This is a genomic window from Aeromonas sp. 30P, from assembly GCF_051919805.1.
GTDB lineage: Bacteria > Pseudomonadota > Gammaproteobacteria > Enterobacterales > Aeromonadaceae > Aeromonas > Aeromonas veronii.
This window is the reverse complement of record NZ_JBQBEA010000001.1, coordinates 2,057,545-2,078,937: the sequence shown is the minus strand read 5'-3', so window position 1 is coordinate 2,078,937 and position 21,393 is coordinate 2,057,545. Positions and strand designations below refer to the sequence as shown.

Sequence of the window (21,393 nt, the reverse complement as noted above, 5' to 3'; positions counted from 1 at the left end):
TTCATCGCAACCGGGTCAGACAAATCAGCTTGAGTTTCGTATCATCAATGTCAAAGTATCAAAAGAAACTGCATCTGATGCAGCCGTCACAGCAGGGTGTAATATGTCAAAAATCATAGCGTTACTCGCTCACTACCCGCCCTATCAGTTGGTACATGCCGCCGAGATGCTACGGGATACCTTCGAACAGTTTTATGAACAGCGTTACCAGCTGACCGTGCCACAATGGCGCCTGATGATGGTGCTCGGCCCCAACTACCCCATCAGCCAGAAAGAGCTGGTCGAGGCGAGCGGCATGGACAAGGTGCGCATCTCCCGCGAGATCCGCCGTCTGGTCGAAAAAGGGATCATCTTCACCGAGAGCAGCGAGCAGGATAAACGCATCAGCCTGGTCTCCCTCACCAATGCCGGGCTCGCCCTCTTCCTGCAGCTCAAGAGCGAAGCGGGCAGCTGGCAACACACCCTGACCGACTATCTGCCGAGCGAATCCCGCGAGGCGATCCGCCAGCATCTGCACAGCGTCAGCGCCGCCATCGAGCAGCTGCAATCACTGGATCGGGAGAAATAATCATGGATTTGAAAAAGTTCGCCACCATGGACATCAACATGCTGCTGAGCGTCGTCAATATGCAACTGCGTGATCGCTATGACGATCTGGATGATCTATGCAAGGCGCAGGAGATCGATCAGGCAGCACTGGAAGCGCGGCTCGCCAGCGGCGATTTTCACTACCAGCCAGCGCAGAAACAGTTCAGATAAAGAGAGCTAGCGGGATCGGGATCACAGCGCCACTGATGGCGCTGGCTCTGCGGTAAAAACCTGATATGGTCTGAAGAGCCCCAACAGGGTGATGCACGGATACATCACCCTGTCACAAGAGGGCATTAAAATCGTTTCAGGTGAGCAAACCAAGGATGACCCCATGATATTGATGACCCGACAGAGCCTGTTGATCACGCTCTGTACCCTGTTGATGATCAGCCTCTTCACACCCCACTTGCCGCAAAGTACCGAACAGTGGCTGACCACCCTCTTGCTTGGCCTGCTGGTCACGGTGGCGCTGCTGCTGGTGCGGTTGTCGCCGCTTTATGATGGAGTAGTGACTCCGCCGGAACGTCTATACCGACCGCTTGCCGCGATACGCTCTGTAGCATTACGGTCTTGTCGCAATCACACCAAGCCAAAAAACAAACGCAGCCTGATGGCTGCGTTATTGTTTCTGGCTGGGCAACCCCTTGAAGAGATAACCCCTGACGGGATCGAGAGCCCTTGTAGAGAGAGCCCTTAGATAGCCAGAGCCTCAAGCTGCGCTTTGGCCGCTTCCATCCCCTTGCTCTGGGCATCCGGGCCCATCCCCATCCCCTCTGCGTAGATGAAATCCACCTCTTTGATACCGATGAAACCGAGCACGGTACGCATGTAGGGAGTGACCAGATCGGTAGCGCTGCCGACGTGCATGCCGCCGCGAGGGCTGATCACCAGCGCACGGGTATTTTCAACCATACCCACCGGACCGGTCTCGGTGTAGCGGAAGGTGACGCCAGCGCGAGCCACCAGATCAATCCAGTTTTTCAGCTGGGTCGGGATGTTGAAGTTGTACATGGGGGCCGCAATCACCACCAAGTCGCTCGCTTTGAGTTCGGCAATCAGCTCGTCGGACTGGGCGATCACCGCCAGTTGACGCTCATTGAGGTTGTCACCACCGCGCAGGCCGGAGGCCAACTCGCCATCCAGCACCGGCAAGTTGAGGGCCGCCAGATCACGCACGGTGACGGCATCATCCTGATGGTCAGCCAGGAAACCGTCTATCAGGGCGTTGGATTGGGAATATTGACCCAGGATGCTGGATTTGAGTACGAGGATATTGGCCATGGTGAAACTCCATTTGGTTGTCGGTTGAACAGCGTTGCTGTCGATGGAGGTCACTCTAAACATGGTGCTTATTTGCTGATAGCGAAAATAGATGCTCAACTTGTTCAAATTTTTTGATGCAAGGCCACTTCCTCGCCAGCCAACCCTGCGGCCGCGCTTCAACCCTTGGCAGAACAAACGATTGCCGTTATGATCCGCCGCACTTTTTTCCAGCGACCCGGATCCCATGATACCCTCGCGCAGGCACTCTCCTCTGGCCGGTGCAGTCTGGATGATGGTGGCAGGACTCTGCTTCGCCGCCGTCAACAGCCTGAGCCAGTATGTCAGCTTCAAACTCGGCCTTGCCTCTACCCAGGTCGCTTTCCATCAATACCTGATCGCCCTGATCTGCCTGCTGCCCTGGCTGGTCCGCCACGGCCTGCGCCAATCCCTGATGACCAATCAGTTCCGGCTGCACCTGTTGCGGGTATTGCTGGCGGTAGTCGGCATCCAGCTCTGGCTCTGGGCACTGGCGTACCCCGTCCCCATCTGGCAGGGGATCGCTCTGCTGATGACCTCGCCGCTGTTTGCCACCCTGGGCTCCGCCCTGCTGCTCAAGGAGCAGGTGAGCCGCGCCCGCATTCTGGCCACCCTGGCGGGCTTTGCCGGCGCCATGCTGATCCTCGCCCCCTGGACTGACGAATTCAACTGGGCCTCCCTGCTGCCGGTGGCAGCGGCGCTGTTCTGGGCCGGCTACTCCCTGATGGTACGCTATCAGGCGGCCAACGAATCATCCCACACCATAGTGGTGTATCTGCTTATCTTCAGTACCCCGTTCAACGTCATGCTGGCCCTGCCGGAGTGGCAGTGGCCAAGCGAGAGCCAGTGGCTGCTGGTAGCCGCTTCCGGCGTGCTGACGGCGCTGGCCCAGATGTCCATCGCCCGCGCTTACAGCGTGGCGGAGGCCTCCTTCGTACAACCTTTCGATTTTGCCAAGCTGCCGATGAACGTGCTGGCGGGCTGGCTGGTATTTGGCTGGGCGCCCCCCGGCCGTCTGTGGCTTGGCGCCGCCATCATCATTGGCGCCATTACCTTGCTGACCCATCTGGAGCAGCGCGCTCACAAACCCGTTTCCTGAGGTACGCCATGCGTGCCTCTTTTTTGTCCGCTATTTGTGTAATAGCGATCATCAACAATCACCATCGACATCAGGAGAGATCGTATGTTTGGAACCGCAACCCGCCCCGGCGCCACCCGTGCCCTGCTGCTGGGCTCCGGCGAACTTGGCAAGGAAGTGGCCATCGAGTTGCAACGGTTCGGGATCGAAGTAATCGCCGCCGACCGCTACCCCAATGCCCCCGCCATGCAGGTGGCCCACGCTGCCCACGTGCTGGACATGCTCGATGGCAACGCCCTGCGTGCCCTGGTTGCCAAGGTTAAACCCGACCTCATCATCCCCGAGATTGAAGCGATTGCCACCGATACCCTTGCTGCCCTTGAGCAAGAAGGGGTCAAGGTAGTGCCCAACGCCCGCGCTACCCAGCTCACCATGAACCGGGAAGGGATCCGCCGTCTCGCCGCCGAGACCCTGGGTCTGCCCACCTCCCCCTACCGCTTTGCCCAGAGCAAGGAGGAGTTTGTCGCCGCCGTCGAGGCTATCGGCCTGCCCTGCGTGGTGAAACCTGTGATGAGTTCGTCCGGCAAGGGGCAGAGTGTACTGCGCGATCTCGCCAAACTGGATGAGAGCTGGACCTACGCCCAGGAGGGTGGCCGCGCCGGCCGTGGCAAGGTGATCGTCGAGGGCTTCGTTCCCTTCGAGTACGAAATCACCCTGCTCACGGTACGCGCCGTCGATGGCATTCACTTCTGCGAGCCGATCGGCCACCGGCAGGAAGATGGCGACTACCGCGAATCCTGGCAGCCGCAGATGATGAGCGAACTGGCGCTGGCCCGATCCAAAGAGGTAGCGGCCAAGGTGGTCGAGACGCTCGGTGGTTACGGCCTGTTCGGGGTCGAACTCTTCATCAAGGGGGATGAGGTGTGGTTTAGCGAAGTCTCGCCGCGTCCCCACGATACCGGCATGGTGACCCTGATCTCTCAGGATCTCTCCGAGTTCGCCCTGCATGTACGCGCCATTCTGGGGCTGCCGGTCGGCACCATCACCCAGTACGGGCCGAGTGCCTCTGCCGTGGTACTGCGCGAAGGGCACAGCCAGGATATTCGCTATCAGGGAATTGGTGAGGCATTGGCGCTGGTGCCGGGCGCCCAGCTGCGGCTGTTTGGCAAGCCGGAGATCGCCGGTCGCCGCCGTCTTGGCGTGGCGCTGGCCCGCGCAGCGGATTACCAGGATGCGGTAGAAAAAGCCAAAGCCGTGGCCGCCAAGGTCGATGTGCTGTTCTAAGGGCTTTTTTGCCATAGCAAAACAAACGTTTGCCGATGTGATCGGGCGCAAGGGGCATGGCAATGCCCCTTTTGCATTTTCCCGTCAGGCTTATAATCCCCTCTTCAAATTTGTCAGGAGTACAAGATGTTAGCTGCCGTGATCTTCGATATGGATGGTGTTCTGATCGACTCGGAACCCTTTTGGCAACGGGCCCAAATCGCCGTTTTCTCCGAACTGGGTCACCCCCACACGGTAGAGGATTGCGAATCGACCATCGGCGTGCGCATCGATCAGCTGGTTGCCCACTGGTATCGCCTGCGCCCGTGGAGCGGCCCGAGCCAGGAAGAAGTGGTGCAGCGCATTCTGGATCAGGTCAACGCCCTGATCCTCTCCGAAGGTCAGGCCAAAGCCGGTGTGCTGGAAGCGCTCGACCTTATCGAGGCCCGCGGGCTGAAAGTGGGTCTGGCTACCTCCTCACCCTTTGCGATGGTAGAAGCGGTGCTCGGCAAACTCGGCATTCGCGATCGCTTTATGGCGGTCCACTCCGCTGAAATCGAGCGTTTCGGCAAACCGCACCCGGATGTCTATATCCACGCCGCCGAGAAACTGGGGGTAGAGCCAGTTCATTGTCTGGCCATCGAAGACAGCTTTACAGGCCTGCTGGCGGCCAAGGCGGCCTCCATGACAGCGCTGATCGTGCCGGACCCCGCTTTAGTGGGTGACCCACGCTTGGCCATCGCCAACTACCAGCTCGGCTCGCTGGCCGAGCTGAATGCCGACATGTTGGCCAGCTGGGTCAAGTAGCGCCTATCGGCGCCTTGCTGCGCTCGCGTTCTCATATCCGCAGGGGGCTCCAGCCCCCTGTGATTGCCAAACAACCGTTGGCAATTTCCCTCTTTTCACCTGTCATTCTCAACCAGATTGTTCCTCTCGCACACGACCAGTCCAACCGGTTGTACCTTGCCATCGCTCAGGCTTGATCTCTGTCATAAACGTGCGTTTGCTCGCGGTTAACCCCCTGCAGCCCGACTAGAATCAGGGTAGATAGGCGGCCTCAGGGCCCGAGGAGGTTATCATGATCGAGTACACCAGCAAGCGCATCGTCTGCCCTCACTGTGGCCACCATACCCGGGTCGAGCTGGATGCCAGTCAGGGTGATCAGGAGTTTTACGAAGATTGCATGGCCTGTTGCAATCCGATCCACCTGCGGCTTCACCGCGACGAAGCCCGCGACTGTTTGCAGTTGTTTGTGGATGCAGACGACGAGCAACTGTTTTGATTGCGAGTCACAAAAGGCCGAGCAGCTGCTGTGCCTGCAAGTCGCAAAGAGCTGAGCAGATGTTGTGACTGCGAGTCATAAAAAGTTGAGTAGATATTTTCACCATATGAATAACAAGGGCCTGCACACTGCAGGCCCTTGCTTATGAGGCGATTAACACCGAGCCGTTTCCTTTCAGTTACCCCCGCGCGCCGCCAGTACCCGCTCCACCGTATCGACGATGGCCTGGGTCTGGGGATCGATCTCGATATTGGTCTGCCAGCCAGCCTTGACCCAACCCAGGTTGGTGCGGGCCAGGGTCTCGGGGATCAGGTGGACGCAGAACTCCCGCTCGCGCACCTCACCGATGGTCAGACTGATGCCGTCGATGCCGATGTATCCCTTGGTCAGCACATATTTCATCAGCTCGGGAGCAATGCGATACCACACCTGACGGTTGTTGGGCGTATCGATCACCGAGGTAACCTCTGCCATGCCGATGATATGGCCAGACATGGCATGACCGCCGATCTCGTCACCAAAGCGGGCAGCCCGCTCCACATTGACCTTGTCCCCCACCTTTAGCAGGCCGAGGTTGGTGAGACGCAGGGTCTCCTGCATCAGATCGAAGCTGACCAGCTCCCCCTCGACCCGGGTGACGGTCAGGCAGCAGCCGTTGTGAGCGACTGAGGCGCCGAGGGCCAGCCCTTCCCCCCACTCCCGGCTGGGCATGCGGATCACGTGGGTACGAAATGAAACACTCTCTTCGATGGCGACCAGCTCGGCCACACCTTGCACAATTCCGGTAAACATCATCACCTCTTTGTTTCTGGTAACACGCTCTGTTTTTTATCGCGGCCTGTGGCCGCTTCTTTTACATAATCCGTTTTTACACAATTCGTTTCGTACAAACTGTCACACCTGCTCCGCCGCCTCAGACCGCGCCAGCACACGAGCCCGGCGCTGGGAATGGATGACCACTATGCCAGCCAGCACGATGAGCAGACACCCCGCCATACTACTGAGGGTCGGCATTTCACCAAACATCAGATAGCCGCAGAGGGTAGAAAAAAAGATCTGGAAATAGAAGAAGGGCGCCAGAGTAGAGGCCTGCGCATACTGCATCGCCTTGATAAGGCAATATTGGGAGAGCAGGGTCACCACTGGTAGCGCCAGCAGATAGGGCAAGTCAGCAAGCCCAGGGAAATGCCACAGTGCAGGCTGCCAGCAGAGTGCAACCATTGCCACCATCCCCAGCATGAAGCAGGTGACGATCAGGATATCGAGGGTGGTCAAACGTGGATCCACCAGCTTGGTGATAAGGTTGTAGCCGGTGTTGGCCAGCACAATGACCAGTGGCAGCAGATAGTAGAGGTTCGCGTCGCCCCCATCAGGATGGGTCACCACCAGCACGCCAAACAACCCCAGCAGCACGGCCGCCACCTTGGTCCGGGTCAGACGCTCCCTGAAAAAGATCACGCCCGCCACCACGAAGGCCAGCGAACCAAGCTGGCAAATGATGGTGTAGACGTTGAGTGGTACATGGGCCAGCGCAATAACCGAGACCAGCGCACAGACCAGAAACAGCAGCGAGCGCAACAATAGCCAGCGATCCACCGCCAGCAGCGCCGACATGGTGCGCCTTGGCAACAACAGCAGCAGACCGAGGAAAGGAACAAAGAAGCGAAACCAAACCATCTCCATCACGGAGTAGCCATGGAGTACCAGATATTTGTCCGCGCCATCCTTAAGCGTCAGGGCGAGAAGTGCAAACAGCGTCAGAAAGATCGCCAGTGAGTTGCGCGAAGAGAACAGCATCAAAGAGGCCGAAACAGGAAAAGGGGGTAACCAAACTAACGGGCTTGCCGCAAATTACAACCGCGAGACTGACAAAATGGGAGCAAAACCGCTATATTTGCTCGCCTTTTTACTTTCAAGGAAGCAAATCATGATGGTTTATGAGTGCTGTGAAGCGATCCGTATCGCCTATAACCAGATTGGCTCCGGCGAGCAGGGCTATGTGCCGAAGGCCATCGCCGCCACCATCCGTGCCCTCAACGCGGTCGCCGCCGATGAGCGGGTACCCGCCGAGCTACGTGAACAGGCTGCCTATGCTGCCGCCAACCTGCTGATCAGCGATCACGAAGACGCCTGATCCTGCCCCTTGGGGCGGCAACTATTTCGTCCTGGCTGAATTTCAGGCTAGAATGCCTCCCCCACCCTTTGCACTTTCGTCCGAAAGTGCAAAGGCTCTTCCCGATTTCCGCTCTTTTTTACTCTTATCTGATCCACTCGGAGGTGTCAGTGCAACGTTATTGGTCCGAGGCGAAGCAGCTCGTCCGTCTAGCCAGCCCCATTCTGGTCGCCCAGGTGGCCCAGGTCGCCATGAACTTCGTCGATACCGTGATGGCGGGTCAGGTGAGTGCGGTCGATCTGGCTGCCGTGTCGGTGGCGTCCAGCTTCTGGCTACCGGTGATCCTGCTGGTACAGGGGATCATCATGGCGCTCACCCCCATCGTCTCCCAGCTCAATGGCGCCCGTAAACGGGAGGCAATCCGTCCGGCCGTTCATCAGGGCTTCTGGCTGGCACTGATCGTCACCCCGCTGGCGATGATTGCGCTCTATTACAGCCCGCTGGCACTGCAGTTCATGGATGTGGAGCCAGTGATGGCTGCCAAGACCACCGGCTATCTGCACGCCATCCTGTGGGGCCTGCCCGCCTTCGTGCTGTTCCAGGTGCTGCGCAACTTCAGTGAGGGGCTCTCCCACACCATGCCCACCATGGTGATCGGCTTTGTCGGGTTGGCGGTCAATATTCCCGCCAACTACATCTTCATTCACGGCCACTTCGGCATGCCGAAACTGGGCGGGGTGGGTTGTGGCGTGGCCACGGCCATCGTGCTGTGGGCCATGCTGCTGGCGATGATCCTCTATGTGAAGCTCTCCCGTCACTTCACCGAGATCCGGCTCTTCTCCCAGCTGGCTCGCCCCAACGGCAGCCGGATCTGGCGCTTGTTCCGCTTGGGCTTCCCCATCGCCATGGCGATCTTCTGCGAGGTGACCCTGTTTACCGTGGTGGCCCTGATGCTGGCCCCCTTCGGCGCCGAGACGGTGGCGAGCCACCAGATTGCCCTGAACTTCTCCAGCCTGGTCTTTATGCTGCCCCTCTCCATCGGGGTGGGTGTCACCATCCGGGTCGGTCACAGCATCGGCGAAGGGCAACCCCATCACGCCCGGGTGGCGGCTCGCACCGGCTTGATGCTGGGGATGGCCATCGCCGCTGCCACTGCCGCCATGACGGTACTGCTGCGCGAGCAGATCGCCTCCATCTATACCGATGATCAGCAGGTGATCGTCCTGGCGGCCATTTTGCTGTTCTTCGCCGCCATCTATCAAATCTCCGACTCGGTGCAGGTGGTCGCGGCCGCCGCACTGCGCGGTTACAAGGATACCCAGGCGATCTTCTACGTCACCATCGTCGCCTACTGGGGACTGGGTCTGCCCACCGGCATGATCCTGGGTCTGACCGACTGGCTGGTGCCACGGATGGGGCCGCAGGGTTTCTGGATCGGTTTTATCGTCGGCCTCACCAGCGCGGCCCTGATGCTGGGGGCGAGATTACGCTACATCTACGGCCGTTTTGCCACTCCGGAAGCCTGCACTACCCTGTCGCGGGCCCAGTAACAGGGCTTGGCAAGCGACAACTCGCCTGCAAAATCAACAGGCTGCGCAAGAACTGGGCAAACAGTCTCCTTTGTGCATATGGCCTGTTGACAGCCTTGGGGGGCATGGGTAGTATGCCGACCACGTCAGCAGCGCTGGCGTAGTGAAGTAAGAGAAAGTGGGTTTATAGCTCAGTTGGTTAGAGCACTACCTTGACATGGTAGGGGTCGTTGGTTCGAATCCAATTAAACCCACCACTTTTCTGTGATGCGTCCTTAGCTCAGCTGGTTAGAGCACCACCTTGACATGGTGGGGGTCGGTGGTTCGAATCCACTAGGACGCACCATTACAGAACACTGATTATGCGTCCTTAGCTCAGCTGGTTAGAGCATCACCTTGACATGGTGGGGGTCGGTGGTTCGAATCCACTAGGACGCACCATTCAGTTTGAAAGAAATGCAGATGTGGGTTTATAGCTCAGTTGGTTAGAGCACTACCTTGACATGGTAGGGGTCGTTGGTTCGAATCCAATTAAACCCACCACTTCTGAATAAAGAAATAAAAGTCGCATTGCGCACCCTGCGTCCTTAGCTCAGCTGGTTAGAGCATCACCTTGACATGGTGGGGGTCGGTGGTTCGAATCCACTAGGACGCACCAGATTAAAAAAGCCCGCTCATCGAGCGGGCTTTTTGCATTCTGCCATGCAGCCACTCCCCTGCCCCGCCACTTCGTTCAGCACAATTCGGCAATGGCGCAGAACCTTGTTCCCATAAAAAGCCCGTGTCGTCTGATAAACGACACGGGCCAGATCGATGCCGCCAGCGCCTCAGCTCTGCACGGCAATCTCGTACTTCTTTATCTTGCGATAGAGGGTAGCAATCCCAATCCCCAGCGCCTGTGCGGCCAGTTTTTTGTTGCCGAGCCGCTGCAGGGTCTCTTCTATCATCTGTTTTTCCATGCTCTCAAGGCCGCTCTCACCCGGAACGGGTTCAGGCAGCTTCTCCGGCGTGGCGGCGAGCGGAGCTGTGGCAGCCACATTGAACGCCGCATCCAGGTTGGTCACCGGGATCGACTGGGCGGTGACGCTATGGGGCTCCTGATTGCGGATGATGTTGGGGGGCAGCAGGCTGGCGTCAATCACCTCGCCCGCCTGGCTGACGTTGACCAGATATTCGATGAGGTTGCTGAGCTCGCGCACGTTGCCCGGCCAGCGATACCCCTTGAGCAGCGCCATCACCTCGGGTGCCAGACCGGGATAGACGATGCCGATCCGGCTGGTGTGCAGGTTGAGGAAGTAGTGGGTCAGCAGCTCCACGTCCCCTTCCCGCTCCCGCAGTGGCGGCAGGTTGAGAGGGATGACGTTGATGCGGTAGTAGAGATCTTCACGAAACTTCCCCTCGGCGATGTATTGATCGAGATGCTGGTGAGTGGCGGCGATGATGCGAATATCCACCGGCACCGGTCGGCTGGCCCCGATGGGGGTCACCTCCCGCAGCTCCAGCACCCGCAGCAGCTTGGCCTGCATGGTAAGCGGCATGTCGCCAATCTCGTCGAGGAACAGGGTGCCCTGATGGGCCGCCTGGATCAGGCCCTGTTTGCCACCGCTGGAGGCACCGGTAAAGGAGCCCTTCACATAGCCAAACAGCTCGCTCTCCAGCAGTTGTTCGGGAATGGCGGCACAGTTGATGGCGATAAAGGGCTTGTCCTGCCGCGGACTCAGGCGATGGACAGCGCGTGCCACCACCTCTTTACCGGTGCCGCTCTCGCCACAAATCAGCACGCTGGAGGGACTCTGGGCGATGCGGTGCAGCAGCCGTTTGAGGGTGCGCATCGGCTTGCTCTCGCCGATCAGCTGATCGATCCGCACATCCGGATCCGGCTCCTGAACCTGACCAGAGTGGGACTGGTGAAACGCCATAAAAGAGCTGCTGGCCCTGCACATGGTGCAATTGACCGATGATCAGCTCCTGACGCCCCTCAAAGGTGATGATGTGCTGAAGATGACCACTCAGCCCCTGTTGGGAGAAGGTGAGCGGGCGGATCCCCACTTCGCGCCCCTGCAGCTGTTCCTGCTGGCAACCCAGATGATGGAGCGCCGCCTCGTTGGCGTAGAGCAGTTGACTCTTGTCATCGAGCAGCAGGCAGCCCTGATCCATGTTGGTCATCAGATTGAGGAACACCTTGTTGACCCCGTCCGACAGCCCGCGCGAATCGAGCAACTTGGCCACAAAGATAGTGGAGATATGGCGCACATAGTCGCACACATCCTGCAGATTGTTGTTGAGGCGCGCCTGCTGCTCGTCGCTGAAGGCCACCAGACTGATCACCCCGATACAGCGCTCGTCCACCATGATGGGCACCCCGAGGAAGGCGCGCTCACGGCAGCTCTCCTTGCAGGTACAACCGTCACACACCGGATCATCGCTGGTGTGGGTAACGATCTTCTCCCGCTGATTATCAATCACATAGCGCAGCAGGCGGGAGTCGCCCTCCAGCTGACGTCCGAAGAACTTGCCATAGGGCCCGGTGCCAGCCACCCGAACCATATCGGCATCCACAATCTCGACCTCAAGCTGCAGCACACTCGCCAGCATCTTGGCAAAGCGCAAGATGGTCGGCTGGATCTGCATCAACAGACACTGGTTGCTCACGGATCTCATCCATCATTCCTTTTTGTTCTTGTTATCCTCCCCCTAAAGGGAGTCATGCTGGCCAGATACTAAGGGATATCAGGGGGAACTACTTCGGGGGGGATCACGAAAAGGGAAAATGCTCCGTATCCTCTGCGACTTCAGAGGCACAGATAAAATTCAATAAAAACATGAAGATGAAAACACATGCAGCAAGATAAACCACTCGGGACAGCCAAGCCTGCTGATCTGCGGAATCCATCGACAAATCATGCTGAAGGTGGGGAAAACAGCCACTGAAATGGCATCTGGCTCACGCGCCGCGTACCTGTTTCAAGACTTGGCACTCATGGTCGAAATCCGCTTTATCTTGCGGCTGAATGTAACTTTGCCAGCGGGCAAACAGTTCGGCCGTCGGATAACGATGCAGACGAATACCGGTGCGATAGAGTTTGGGAAAGAGTGGGTCTGGCTGGGATCTCACGACCAGACCGCGCAGTTTCTCGCCAGAGGGAATGGCAATCACCAGCTCATCCCCCTCTTTCAACCGTATGGCCCCCAGAATACCGATGCCGCCGATGGCTATGTCGCGCACCACCACATAGGGCACGGGGTTGAGCAACTCCAGAAACCAGTTGCGACGGCGACATTCCGCCTTGTAACCACCACCGCTGAGGATAAAACGGCGGTGTCTGCGCCAGTCATAACCGGTAGGCAATGCCGGGTCATAGCGCGATTTTGCCTGCCCCACAGGATCAGATTGCTCACTTGTGCCCATCCGGTTTCCCTCACTGGCATTGGTTAAACAGTGTCAGTCAGCTCTTTTTCAACTATAGCTGTCGCCGTTAGGCCCGGGGCTCAGGGTCGGATACGGGGACGACAGATATATTACGGAGGCAATGATGGACAGAGATGGCATGGAAGAGCTTGCTGATCCTGATAGGCTAACTTTCCCCTGCAAGGATGAGATGCGAACGACTGTGACTCGGTTCGATCAAGCAATTGACCAGTGAGTCGCACCGCCGCAGCGATGCAATCTGACTTAGCCGGGCAGATGAAGTGCCAACCAAACCACCAGCGGGATCACCAGCACAGAGAGGGCATTGCCGCCGAGCACGATACTGGCCACCTTGTCCGGCTGACAGTGATACTGCTCGCAGAGCATGTAATTCAAGACCGCAGGGGGCAAGGAAACCGACAACATCAACAGCGGGATCCACTCCGTCTTGAGGGGCAACAGCCAGATCGCCAGCAGCAGCGACAATCCCCCCGCCAGCAGATAGAGCAGGTTGTACTTGAGCGCGAGGCCAAGGTGATCAAGCTCCCCCTCCATCAGGCGAATACCCAGCGCAAAGAGCATCAGGGGTACCGAGATCTGACCGAGCAGCGAGGCCGTGGTCACCAAATATTCCGGCAGCGTAATGTGCAGGTTGGCCACCAGCAAACCGGCCAGCGCGGCCCACAACACAGGGCTGCGCAGCCACAGCCAGCGGGAGGTATTGGCCGAGAGGATAAACATGCCGACCGAGAAGTGCAGCAGATTGGAGAGCACAAAGAGGATCACGATGGCCCCCAGTTGCTGCTCGCCAAACGCCAGCACCATCAAGGGGATACCAAGATTGCCGGTATTTCGGAACATGGCGGGCAAGATCAGCGCTGCCCGCTCAATCCCTTTGAGTTTGAGCAGCGCAAGCAGCAGACCGGGTAACAGAATAACCAGCGCCCCCGCCGCAATCAGCGGCAGATGCTCCGCCAGCGCCAGCGGATACTTGACCAGCGCAGAGAAGACCAGCGCCGGGGTAAACAGCTCGATATTGGCCCGATTGACGTAACCGAGCGCAGCCCCCGGTCGCAATCGCCCGTAGAGGGCGCCGAGCCCGACCACACCGAACACCGGAATGACGATATTGAGCAAGGCGCTGAACATGGGCGGCATCCGTTACAGTTCGCGGGCCGGTTTGCCCATCAGCACCACCGGATCCAGCGTCACTTCCAGTGCGCCGTTACTGACCCAGAGCTGACCATCGGAGATAGTGCAGGTGAGCTGCATGGTGCGCTCGACCATGGCGGTGAGCGGCAGAGTCTGGCTGTCGGAGAGTTCGATGATGCTGAGGTTGTCATGCTGGCTCAGCTTGCCCTGGTTCTGCTTCCACCAGACGCTGGTGCCACGACCGCCGTAGAGGTAGAGCACCACCTGACGGGCGCGGTTACAGGCCTTTTTCAGCCGTTTTTCATCGGGTTGGCCCAGCTCGATCCAGAGCTCTATTTCGTCCGAGTAGTTCTTGCACCAGAGCTCGGGTTCATCATCGGCGCTCAATCCCTTGGTGAACTCCAGTCGCTCGGCGGCGTGCCAGGCAAAGGCCGCCAGCCGGATCATCATCCGCTCATCGGTTTCGGAGGGGTGGCGCGCCAGCGTGAGGGAGAAGTCCTGATACAGATTGCGATCCATATCAGACAAACTGATCTGGGCCTTGAATACGGTTGCCTTGAGAGCCATAGAAAACCTTGAACACCTGATAAGAGAAGGGTGAGTGGGAAATACGGGCGCCAGTGTAATCAAAATCGGCGGCAGGTTCGACCATCCTGACCAAAGATTTCCCCTTCCCTGCCGGGATAAGTGCTTTAAAAGACACAAAAAACAAATGCCAGTCCGAAGACTGGCATTTGGCGGCATGGAGAAGCGACTCACTTCTCGGCGGACTGTACCCCGAACGCATTCAGCAGCATGCAACAGGTCACTGCCACCGCCACGAATCCGCTCAGAAAGATAAAGGGCATGGCCCCATATCCCAGTACTGTCCAGATGGTGTGTTCAAGAAGACTCATTGTTGTGTCCTTCATCCGGTGAAAGGTGTGTTCCTTCTGGCGGATATTGGCTCCGCTCTTGATGCCTCCATTTGACCTCAATCAGCGGTTGGGTCCTATGCCACCAAAGTGATAAATGCAGGGTTCATTTGCGCTGGATCAAGCTTTTTGGCCAAATATCCATGTAGTTCAAACAATTACCACCACCAGTCAAGGATAGACACAAACACGGCGGAATAAAAAAACGCGCCGAATGGCGCGTTTCTTGGACAGCACAGGCAAGGGATCAGTTGTCGCACAGATCGCTTGGCATGTCCTGACGCAGGCGTGTCCACAGCTTGCCGGACTCGATACCGTACTGACGCACCGTCATGAACACGGCTTCGTGGTTCTTGGTCTCCGCCAGATTGAGCAGGGTCTTGTAGTAGGCATCTGCGGTCTCGCGGGCCTGCTTGTCGGAGAAGTAGTAGCTGCCAACCCGGCTGTACAAACCTTTGAAACCGTTCAGGATCAAAGCGTAGATCGGATTGCCGGAAGCAAACGCCAGCTGGTGGTGCAGACGATAATCGAACTCGGCATAAGCCTGTGCGTTGTTCTCGACCCCATCGGCGCCACGCAGGATCTCGGCGGCCTGTTCCGGATTGTGACGGATCGCCCCGCGGATAAAGATGGTGCAGATGTGGGTACGGGCGGAGAGCAGCTGAGCTATCAGATCAGGTACCTTGTCCTGATCCAGACGAGCCAATGTCTCCAGAATATTGAGGCCGGAGGTTTCCCAGAAATTGTTCACCTTGGTCGGCTTGCCATGCTGTATGGTCAACCAGCCATCACGGGCCAGTCGCTGCAGCACTTCGCGCAAGGTCGTCCGCGTCACCCCGATCAACTCGGATAATTCACGCTCGGCGGGCAGAATAGATCCGGGAGGAAAGCGATTGTTCCAGATGGACTCGATGATGTATTCCTCGGCAAACCCAGCTGGGCTCTGCGCTTTTATAACCATGAATTGACTCTGTTGTAATGCGTAAAAAGGCTGACGAATGATATCAAAGCGATGATGGCTGGCAAGCATAAGGTCAGTCCTCTGCTCACATATGGCAAATATAGTGTTGGGAATATGTATCTAATCGCCACGAGGGAGCCAGCCAACCCCGACAAGGTGGTTATAAAACAGACAGATGGGCAGAGTTCCATCGGCTATCATTTATAATCGTCACGCTTTTTGATTAAAATCACGAGGAATCAGACAGATAAAGGCCAACATCCGGAGGCACAGGTCGAATCATCCTTGACTGCATAGAAGCAGATCCTAACAACAAAGTTGAGACCCATTATCATGCCAATAAGCCTAGGGCAGGCATTCGCCAAGAACTTCTTGGGCAATGCACCACAGTGGTATAAAAGCGCCATCTTGCTATTTCTGGTAATCAATCCGATTGCCTTCCACCTTGATCCTTTCATTGCGGGCTGGTTACTGGTCGTTGAGTTTATCTTCACCCTGGCCATGGCCCTCAAGTGCTACCCCCTGCAACCGGGTGGTCTGCTCGCGATCGAAGCCGTGTTGATCGGCATGACCTCCGCCGATCAGGTCAAGCACGAGCTGGTCGCCAATATCGAAGTGCTGCTGTTGCTGGTGTTCATGGTGGCAGGCATCTATTTCATGAAGCAGCTGCTACTCTATGTCTTCACCAAGCTGCTGATCGGCGTACGCTCCAAGATCCTGCTCTCCCTCTCCTTCTGTCTGGTCTCCGCCTTCCTGTCGGCTTTTCTCGATGCCCTGACCGTGATTGCCGTTGTGATCAGCGTCGCAACCGGCTTTTATGCCATTTATCACAAGGTCTCGTCCGGCAAGGAGTTTGGTCACAGCCATGACCATACCGATGATAAGGAAGTCGCCGAGCTCAATCGCCAGGATCTCGACGATTTTCGTGCCTTCCTGCGCAGCCTGATGATGCATGCCGCCATCGGTACCGCGCTGGGTGGTGTCTGCACTCTGGTGGGCGAGCCGCAAAACCTCATCATCGGCGAGCAAGCCAGCTGGAACTTCGCCGAATTTGCCATTCGCATGTCTCCCGTCACCATCCCCGTCTTTATCTGCGGTCTGCTGACCTGCGTGCTGGTGGAACAGTTCCGCTGGTTTGGCTATGGTGCCCGCCTGCCGGACACGGTGCGCGCCATCATGGAGGAGTACAACCGCTACGATGAAGCTAAACGCAGCCCGCAAGACAAGGCCAAGCTGATCGTTCAGGCGTTGATTGCGGTCTGGCTGATTGTCGGTCTGGCCATGCACCTGGCAGCCGTTGGCCTGATTGGTCTCTCGGTCATCGTGCTGGCCACCTCCCTGACCGGGATCACCGAGGAGCACTCGCTGGGTAAAGCCTTCCAGGAGGCACTCCCCTTCACCGCCCTGCTGGCAGTCTTCTTCAGCGTGGTCGCCGTCATCATCGATCAGCAGCTGTTCAAGCCAGTGATCCAGCTGGTACTGGCAGCAAAACCGGAGAACCAGCTGGCCCTCTTCTATCTGGCCAACGGGGTGCTCTCCATGGTCAGTGACAACGTCTTTGTCGGCACCGTCTACATCAATGAGGTGAAAACGGCCATGCTCAATGGTGCCATCGACCGCGCCCAGTTCGATCTGCTGGCGGTAGCCATCAACACAGGTACCAACCTGCCATCGGTCGCCACCCCCAATGGTCAGGCCGCCTTCCTGTTTATGCTCACCTCGGCATTGGCGCCGCTGCTGCGTCTCTCCTATGGCCGCATGGTCTGGATGGCGCTGCCCTACACATTGGTGCTGGGGCTGATCGGCTTTTTCTCTGTCGAATTGCTCCTTGGTCCTGCCACCGAGTGGTTCTATCAGCATGGATGGCTGGTGATGGAGAGTGCGCTGCCAGCGGTACAGCAGGCGCTGCATTAATCCATTGAGATGGTTTCCGAGGGCCCTTTCAGGGCCCTTTTCTTTTCGGTTCCGCTCTGCTCTAATTCAGCCACTGTTTTTTCTGAGAGATCAATGAGATGATCGAGTTTCTCCGCCGTATTGCCGCCCATCGGCTGGCTTGGGGTCTGTTGGCAGCATCAGCCCTGTTCCTCGAGTTGTGCGCCCTCTTCTTCCAGCATGTGCTGGGCCTCTCCCCGTGCGTGATGTGTGTTTACGAACGGTTGGCGACCCTGGGTGTGCTGGCCGCCGGTCTGCTCGGCATAGTGGCGCCGGATAAGTGGTATGTTCGCTGGAGTGCCATGTTGCTGTGGGGCTACAGTGCCTTCCGCGGCTTCCAGCTGGCCCTCAAGCATGTGGACTATCAGGTTAACCCCTCCCCGTTCAACGTCTGCAGCCCATTTGCCGACTTCCCGAGCTGGGCTCCGCTCGATCAGTGGCTCCCCTGGCTCTTTATGCCGGAAGGGGATTGTGCCCAGATCACCTGGCAGTTCTTCGGTTACTCCATGCCCCAGTGGCTGGTCGTCATCTTCGCCGCTTACCTGTTGGTCTTCACCGTAGTGGCCATCGGCAATCTGGTGAAAGGGCGCTGCTGCAACTGAGTGTCATGCCCGCGTGGAGATAAAAAGGGGGAGCCATAATGGCTCCCCCTTCTCGTTCTGGTTGACCGTATTTCTGGTTATGCCTTGGCTGTACCCATCTTGGCCTTGACCGCGCCAATTACCATGGGCAACAGGGAAATACCGATGATGCCGAAGATCAGCAGGGTAAAGTTGTGACGCACCACCGGCAGATTGCCAAAGAAGTGGCCGGCATAGACAAAGGAGAGTACCCACAGCAGGCCGCCAACCAGGTTGAACGCCAGGAAGCGCGGATAGGTCATGGCCCCCATCCCTGCCACAAACGGCGCAAACGTACGCACGATAGGCAGGAAGCGGGTGATGATGATGGTCTTGCCACCATGCTTGGCATAGAAGGCGTGGGTCTTCTCCAGATAATCCCGGCGGAAGATTTTGGAGTCCGGATTGCGGAACAGCTGCTCGCCGAAGAAGTGACCAATGGTGTAGTTGACCACGTTGCCCAGCACGGCAGCGATGATCAGCACGGCCGCCAGGGTATGGACGTCCAGCACGCTGCCCACGGTAAGCGCACCGGCGGCAAACAGCAGGGAGTCACCCGGCAGGAACGGCGTCACTACCAACCCGGTTTCACAGAAGATGATGAGAAACAGGATGGCGTAAACCCAGACACCATAGTTCTCGAATAGCTCTTTCAAATGCACATCAACGTGCAGGATAAAGTCGATTGCAAAGAGGATCAGATCCATTTTTTCCATACCCATAAAGTGAACGGCGTGGAGTCTACGCCAATGCCATCCGGGCGACAATCACCGGGCCTGCCTCTTTTTCATCCCGCAGCGCCCACCTTCAAATGAAACCGTTTTTCCGATTCCTTCGAGGGTGGGAGCGCACAGAGTGATGTCGAGCGTGGTGTTGAAAAGGTGAACTAGGAGGCCTGTTCCAGATCGCTGCGCACTGCGGGGGGCACAACGCTCCCAGCCCCATAGCAACACCAGCAGCAGAGTCACATCATCAAACCAGCCCAGCAAGGGCACCACGTCAGGGATAAAATCCACCGGACTGATGCCATAGAGCAGGATAAGGATCACCAGTCCCCTCGCCCACCAGGGGGTACCGGGATGGCGAAAGCCCTGATAGAGACGACGAAGTCGTTGCCAAATCAGCCAGCGTTTACGGCTCATGATTCGATCAACTCGCTGCGCAGCCGCTGGATCTGATCCCGCAGTGCCGCCGCCTGTTCGAACTCCAGATCCCGGGCATGCTGGAACATCTGCTCCTCCATCCGCTTGATCTCTTTGGCAATCTCGCTGGCAGAGCGGACATGGTATTCCCCTTGCGGCTCGGCTGCCTTGCGCATCCCCTTGCCTGGTTTGCCTGCCGTGCGGCTGCCGCCCATGTCCATCACATCGCCAATGGATTTGTTGAGCCCTTTGGGGGTGATCCCATGCTTGAGGTTATGGGCATGCTGCAAGGCGCGGCGCCGCTCGGTCTCCTCAATGGCTACCTTCATCGAGTTGGTGATGGTATCGCCGTAGAGAATGACCTTGCCGTTGAGGTTACGCGCCGCCCGGCCGATGGTCTGGATCAGCGAGCGGGTCGAGCGCAGGAAGCCCTCTTTATCTGCATCGAGAATTGCCACCAGCGACACTTCCGGCATGTCGAGACCTTCCCGCAGCAGGTTGATGCCCACCAGCACATCGAACTTGCCAAGGCGCAGATCGCGAATTATCTCCACCCGCTCCACAGTATCGATGTCGGAGTGGAGGTAACGCACCTTGACGTCGTGCTCCGCCAAATACTCGGTCAAGTCTTCCGCCATCCGCTTGGTCAGGGTAGTGACCAGCACCCGCTCCTCGACGGCGACCCGCTTGCGGATCTCGGAAAGGAGATCGTCCACCTGGGTGGTCACCGGACGCACCTCGATCTCCGGATCGAGCAGGCCGGTTGGGCGCACCACCTGCTGCACCACATCGCCGCCGGACTTCTCCAGCTCGTAGGGGCCGGGAGTCGCCGAGACAAACACCGTCTGCGGCATCAGCGCTTCAAATTCGTCGAACTTGAGTGGCCGGTTGTCCAGCGCCGAGGGGAGCCGGAAGCCGTACTCCACCAGGGTCTCCTTGCGGGAGCGGTCCCCTTTGAACATGGCGCCGATCTGCGGCACCGTGACGTGGGACTCATCGATGATGAGCAAGCCATCCCCCGGCAGGTAGTCAAACAGGGTGGGCGGCGGCTCCCCCGGCGCACGACCGGAAAGGTAGCGGCTGTAGTTCTCGATGCCGGAGCAGTAACCCAGCTCCTGCATCATCTCCATGTCGAACTGGGTACGCTGGCTGATGCGCTGCTCCTCCACCAACTTGTTGAGGGACAACAGCTGCTCGCGGCGGCTGCGCAGCTCCTCCTTGATATGCTCGATAGCCCCCAGAATGGTTTCGCGCGGGGTAGCGTAGTGGGTCTTGGGGTAGATGGTGTAGCGTACTACCGTCTGCTCGATGGCGCCGGTCAGCGGGTCGAACTGGGAGAGGCGCTCCACCTCCTCGTCAAACAGCTCCACCCGCAGGGCCAGCTTGTCCGATTCTGCAGGATAAATATCGATCACTTCACCGCGCACCCGGAAGGTGCCGCGTTGAAACGCCATGTCGTTACGGGTGTACTGCAGCTCGGCGAGACGGCGCAGGATATCCCGCTGGTTGATCACATCCCCCACTTTGAGATGCAGCATCATGCTCAGATAAGCTTGGGGATCCCCCAGACCATAGATGGCCGACACCGAGGCGACAATCACCACGTCGCGCCGCTCCAGCAGCGCCTTGGTGGCGGACAATCGCATCTGCTCGATATGATCGTTGATCGAGGCATCCTTCTCTATAAAGGTGTCGGTGGTCGGCACATAGGCTTCGGGCTGGTAATAGTCGTAGTAGGAGACGAAATACTCTACAGCGTTGTCGGGGAAGAACTCCTTCATCTCGCCATAGAGCTGGGCGGCCAGGGTCTTGTTGGGAGCCAGGATCATGGTCGGGCGGTTCAGGGTGGCGATGACGTTGGCCATGGTGAAGGTCTTGCCCGAACCGGTCACCCCGAGCAGGGTCTGATGGGCCAGCCCTGACTCGATGCCATCCAGCAGTTGGGCAATCGCCGTGGGCTGATCCCCGGCGGGTTGAAACTGGCTGGCTAACTTGAACAATTTGCTCATGAACACTCCCGACACAAAACAGCAGAGGAGCAGTGTAACCGAGGGTTTGGCAGCGGTACACCCGTGCCATCATCCCGCGAATGGCTTGACCACCCAGGA

21 protein-coding genes, 5 tRNA genes and 2 pseudogenes are annotated in these 21,393 nt (G+C 58.0%); 16 read left to right on the top strand and 12 right to left on the bottom strand.

The window, feature by feature from the left end; all coding sequences use genetic code 11:
* Positions 1-103 precede the first annotated feature (103 nt).
* From ACTG2B_RS09625 to ACTG2B_RS09615, 3 genes are all read left to right on the top strand, one after another.
* Complete coding sequence (locus ACTG2B_RS09625; protein ID WP_005336856.1) at positions 104-568, top strand: MarR family winged helix-turn-helix transcriptional regulator; 465 nt, start codon at positions 104-106, stop codon at positions 566-568.
* 2 nt (positions 569-570) lie between these two features.
* Complete coding sequence (locus ACTG2B_RS09620; RefSeq protein ID WP_019445848.1) at positions 571-759, top strand: DUF4250 domain-containing protein; 189 nt, start codon at positions 571-573, stop codon at positions 757-759.
* 91 nt (positions 760-850) lie between these two features.
* Positions 851-1,288 carry a hypothetical protein gene (locus ACTG2B_RS09615; protein ID WP_439996976.1) on the top strand — a complete coding sequence of 146 codons (438 nt, stop codon included), beginning with the start codon at positions 851-853 and terminating at the stop codon, positions 1,286-1,288.
* Here ACTG2B_RS09615 and ACTG2B_RS09610 read toward each other — a convergent pair.
* Positions 1,285-1,872, bottom strand: a complete 588-nt coding sequence (locus ACTG2B_RS09610; protein WP_005352326.1) for an FMN-dependent NADH-azoreductase — start codon at positions 1,870-1,872, stop codon at positions 1,285-1,287. The genes ACTG2B_RS09615 and ACTG2B_RS09610 overlap by 4 nt on opposite strands.
* A gap of 226 nt (positions 1,873-2,098) precedes the next feature.
* Between ACTG2B_RS09610 and ACTG2B_RS09605 the strand changes: the two genes are divergently transcribed.
* From ACTG2B_RS09605 to ACTG2B_RS09590, 4 genes are all read left to right on the top strand, one after another.
* The gene (locus tag ACTG2B_RS09605) at positions 2,099-2,989 is read left to right on the top strand and encodes a DMT family transporter (RefSeq protein WP_139732184.1); all 891 of its coding nucleotides are present in this window, start codon (positions 2,099-2,101) and stop codon (positions 2,987-2,989) included.
* Between the two features lie 84 nt (positions 2,990-3,073).
* Positions 3,074-4,252, top strand: coding sequence for a formate-dependent phosphoribosylglycinamide formyltransferase (gene purT, locus ACTG2B_RS09600; RefSeq protein WP_439995595.1), 1,179 nt, complete (start codon positions 3,074-3,076; stop codon positions 4,250-4,252).
* Between the two features lie 126 nt (positions 4,253-4,378).
* Entirely contained in the window at positions 4,379-5,038 is a 660-nt protein-coding gene (hxpB, locus tag ACTG2B_RS09595) for a hexitol phosphatase HxpB (protein WP_088868865.1), read from the top strand.
* Positions 5,039-5,309: 271 nt separating this feature from the next.
* A complete protein-coding gene (locus ACTG2B_RS09590; RefSeq protein ID WP_005336871.1) occupies positions 5,310-5,513 on the top strand; it encodes a CPXCG motif-containing cysteine-rich protein in 204 nt (67 codons plus the stop codon).
* A gap of 174 nt (positions 5,514-5,687) precedes the next feature.
* Here the strand turns inward: ACTG2B_RS09590 and ACTG2B_RS09585 are convergent, their stop codons facing one another.
* Together ACTG2B_RS09585 and ACTG2B_RS09580 are read right to left on the bottom strand one after the other, a co-directional pair.
* The gene (locus tag ACTG2B_RS09585; protein ID WP_439995594.1) at positions 5,688-6,305 is read right to left on the bottom strand and encodes a riboflavin synthase subunit alpha; all 618 of its coding nucleotides are present in this window, start codon (positions 6,303-6,305) and stop codon (positions 5,688-5,690) included.
* Between the two features lie 102 nt (positions 6,306-6,407).
* Complete coding sequence (locus tag ACTG2B_RS09580) at positions 6,408-7,310, bottom strand: DMT family transporter (RefSeq protein WP_139734724.1); 903 nt, start codon at positions 7,308-7,310, stop codon at positions 6,408-6,410.
* Positions 7,311-7,440: 130 nt separating this feature from the next.
* Between ACTG2B_RS09580 and ACTG2B_RS09575 the strand changes: the two genes are divergently transcribed.
* The 7 genes from ACTG2B_RS09575 to ACTG2B_RS09545 all read left to right on the top strand — a co-directional run bounded on the left by ACTG2B_RS09575 (position 7,441) and on the right by ACTG2B_RS09545 (position 9,813).
* On the top strand, positions 7,441-7,647 hold the full coding sequence (locus tag ACTG2B_RS09575) for a YaeP family protein (RefSeq protein ID WP_005352334.1): 207 nt from the start codon (positions 7,441-7,443) through the stop codon (positions 7,645-7,647).
* A 149-nt stretch (positions 7,648-7,796) separates the two neighbouring features.
* A complete protein-coding gene (locus ACTG2B_RS09570; protein WP_047440645.1) occupies positions 7,797-9,176 on the top strand; it encodes an MATE family efflux transporter in 1,380 nt (459 codons plus the stop codon).
* A 159-nt stretch (positions 9,177-9,335) separates the two neighbouring features.
* A tRNA-Val gene (locus ACTG2B_RS09565) sits at positions 9,336-9,412 on the top strand.
* A 12-nt stretch (positions 9,413-9,424) separates the two neighbouring features.
* Positions 9,425-9,501: transfer RNA gene (locus ACTG2B_RS09560), tRNA-Val, on the top strand.
* Positions 9,502-9,519: 18 nt separating this feature from the next.
* Positions 9,520-9,596, top strand: a tRNA-Val gene (locus tag ACTG2B_RS09555).
* Positions 9,597-9,621: 25 nt separating this feature from the next.
* Positions 9,622-9,698, top strand: a tRNA-Val gene (locus tag ACTG2B_RS09550).
* A 38-nt stretch (positions 9,699-9,736) separates the two neighbouring features.
* Positions 9,737-9,813, top strand: a tRNA-Val gene (locus tag ACTG2B_RS09545).
* Between the two features lie 169 nt (positions 9,814-9,982).
* Here the strand turns inward: ACTG2B_RS09545 and ACTG2B_RS09540 are convergent.
* The 6 genes and pseudogenes from ACTG2B_RS09540 to fadR all read right to left on the bottom strand — a co-directional run bounded on the left by ACTG2B_RS09540 (position 9,983) and on the right by fadR (position 15,591).
* Positions 9,983-11,816 (bottom strand): annotated as a pseudogene (locus tag ACTG2B_RS09540) (sigma 54-interacting transcriptional regulator).
* A gap of 283 nt (positions 11,817-12,099) precedes the next feature.
* Complete coding sequence (locus ACTG2B_RS09535; protein WP_042055892.1) at positions 12,100-12,564, bottom strand: hypothetical protein; 465 nt, start codon at positions 12,562-12,564, stop codon at positions 12,100-12,102.
* Between the two features lie 264 nt (positions 12,565-12,828).
* On the bottom strand, positions 12,829-13,713 hold the full coding sequence (locus tag ACTG2B_RS09530; RefSeq protein ID WP_439995591.1) for an AEC family transporter: 885 nt from the start codon (positions 13,711-13,713) through the stop codon (positions 12,829-12,831).
* A gap of 12 nt (positions 13,714-13,725) precedes the next feature.
* Positions 13,726-14,283, bottom strand: coding sequence for a YaeQ family protein (locus ACTG2B_RS09525; protein ID WP_005336887.1), 558 nt, complete (start codon positions 14,281-14,283; stop codon positions 13,726-13,728).
* A gap of 188 nt (positions 14,284-14,471) precedes the next feature.
* Positions 14,472-14,612: a TIGR02808 family protein gene (locus ACTG2B_RS09520; protein ID WP_005345965.1), complete on the bottom strand. Its 141-nt coding sequence runs from the start codon at positions 14,610-14,612 to the stop codon at positions 14,472-14,474.
* A 265-nt stretch (positions 14,613-14,877) separates the two neighbouring features.
* Positions 14,878-15,591, bottom strand: coding sequence for a fatty acid metabolism transcriptional regulator FadR (gene fadR, locus ACTG2B_RS09515; protein WP_026034983.1), 714 nt, complete (start codon positions 15,589-15,591; stop codon positions 14,878-14,880).
* Between the two features lie 333 nt (positions 15,592-15,924).
* Here fadR and nhaB point away from each other — a divergent pair, with 333 nt between their 5' ends.
* Positions 15,925-17,505: a Na(+)/H(+) antiporter NhaB gene (gene nhaB / locus ACTG2B_RS09510; protein WP_374810426.1), complete on the top strand. Its 1,581-nt coding sequence runs from the start codon at positions 15,925-15,927 to the stop codon at positions 17,503-17,505.
* 98 nt (positions 17,506-17,603) lie between these two features.
* On the top strand, positions 17,604-18,125 hold the full coding sequence (dsbB, locus tag ACTG2B_RS09505; RefSeq protein WP_267519911.1) for a disulfide bond formation protein DsbB: 522 nt from the start codon (positions 17,604-17,606) through the stop codon (positions 18,123-18,125).
* Positions 18,126-18,202: 77 nt separating this feature from the next.
* Here dsbB and ACTG2B_RS09500 read toward each other — a convergent pair whose 3' ends face one another.
* From ACTG2B_RS09500 to uvrB, 3 genes and pseudogenes are all read right to left on the bottom strand, one after another.
* Positions 18,203-18,850, bottom strand: a complete 648-nt coding sequence (locus ACTG2B_RS09500) for a DedA family protein (protein ID WP_013723684.1) — start codon at positions 18,848-18,850, stop codon at positions 18,203-18,205.
* A 179-nt stretch (positions 18,851-19,029) separates the two neighbouring features.
* Positions 19,030-19,285, bottom strand: a pseudogene (locus ACTG2B_RS09495) (YkvA family protein).
* Positions 19,282-21,294, bottom strand: a complete 2,013-nt coding sequence (uvrB, locus tag ACTG2B_RS09490) for an excinuclease ABC subunit UvrB (protein ID WP_019445830.1) — start codon at positions 21,292-21,294, stop codon at positions 19,282-19,284. Before uvrB ends, ACTG2B_RS09495 begins: the two are co-directional and overlap by 4 nt.
* Positions 21,295-21,393: the final 99 nt, after the last annotated feature.

Bases quoted from the DNA above. Each gene is read 5' to 3' on its own strand.
- ACTG2B_RS09500 (WP_013723684.1), bottom strand. From the start codon at position 18,850: ATGGATCTGATCCTCTTTGCAATCGACTTTATCCTGCACGTTGATGTG.
- ACTG2B_RS09530 (WP_439995591.1), bottom strand. From the start codon at position 13,713: ATGTTCAGCGCCTTGCTCAATATCGTCATTCCGGTGTTCGGTGTGGTC.
- uvrB (WP_019445830.1), bottom strand. From the start codon at position 21,294: ATGAGCAAATTGTTCAAGTTAGCCAGCCAGTTTCAACCCGCCGGGGAT.
- ACTG2B_RS09605 (WP_139732184.1), top strand. From the start codon at position 2,099: ATGATACCCTCGCGCAGGCACTCTCCTCTGGCCGGTGCAGTCTGGATG.
- hxpB (WP_088868865.1), top strand. From the start codon at position 4,379: ATGTTAGCTGCCGTGATCTTCGATATGGATGGTGTTCTGATCGACTCG.
- ACTG2B_RS09610 (WP_005352326.1), bottom strand. From the start codon at position 1,872: ATGGCCAATATCCTCGTACTCAAATCCAGCATCCTGGGTCAATATTCC.
- ACTG2B_RS09580 (WP_139734724.1), bottom strand. From the start codon at position 7,310: ATGCTGTTCTCTTCGCGCAACTCACTGGCGATCTTTCTGACGCTGTTT.
- ACTG2B_RS09620 (WP_019445848.1), top strand. From the start codon at position 571: ATGGATTTGAAAAAGTTCGCCACCATGGACATCAACATGCTGCTGAGC.
- nhaB (WP_374810426.1), top strand. From the start codon at position 15,925: ATGCCAATAAGCCTAGGGCAGGCATTCGCCAAGAACTTCTTGGGCAAT.
- fadR (WP_026034983.1), bottom strand. From the start codon at position 15,591: ATGGTTATAAAAGCGCAGAGCCCAGCTGGGTTTGCCGAGGAATACATC.
- ACTG2B_RS09625 (WP_005336856.1), top strand. From the start codon at position 104: ATGTCAAAAATCATAGCGTTACTCGCTCACTACCCGCCCTATCAGTTG.
- ACTG2B_RS09575 (WP_005352334.1), top strand. From the start codon at position 7,441: ATGATGGTTTATGAGTGCTGTGAAGCGATCCGTATCGCCTATAACCAG.
- ACTG2B_RS09590 (WP_005336871.1), top strand. From the start codon at position 5,310: ATGATCGAGTACACCAGCAAGCGCATCGTCTGCCCTCACTGTGGCCAC.
- ACTG2B_RS09615 (WP_439996976.1), top strand. From the start codon at position 851: ATGCACGGATACATCACCCTGTCACAAGAGGGCATTAAAATCGTTTCA.
- dsbB (WP_267519911.1), top strand. From the start codon at position 17,604: ATGATCGAGTTTCTCCGCCGTATTGCCGCCCATCGGCTGGCTTGGGGT.
- ACTG2B_RS09525 (WP_005336887.1), bottom strand. From the start codon at position 14,283: ATGGCTCTCAAGGCAACCGTATTCAAGGCCCAGATCAGTTTGTCTGAT.
- ACTG2B_RS09585 (WP_439995594.1), bottom strand. From the start codon at position 6,305: ATGTTTACCGGAATTGTGCAAGGTGTGGCCGAGCTGGTCGCCATCGAA.
- purT (WP_439995595.1), top strand. From the start codon at position 3,074: ATGTTTGGAACCGCAACCCGCCCCGGCGCCACCCGTGCCCTGCTGCTG.
- ACTG2B_RS09535 (WP_042055892.1), bottom strand. From the start codon at position 12,564: ATGGGCACAAGTGAGCAATCTGATCCTGTGGGGCAGGCAAAATCGCGC.
- ACTG2B_RS09520 (WP_005345965.1), bottom strand. From the start codon at position 14,612: ATGAGTCTTCTTGAACACACCATCTGGACAGTACTGGGATATGGGGCC.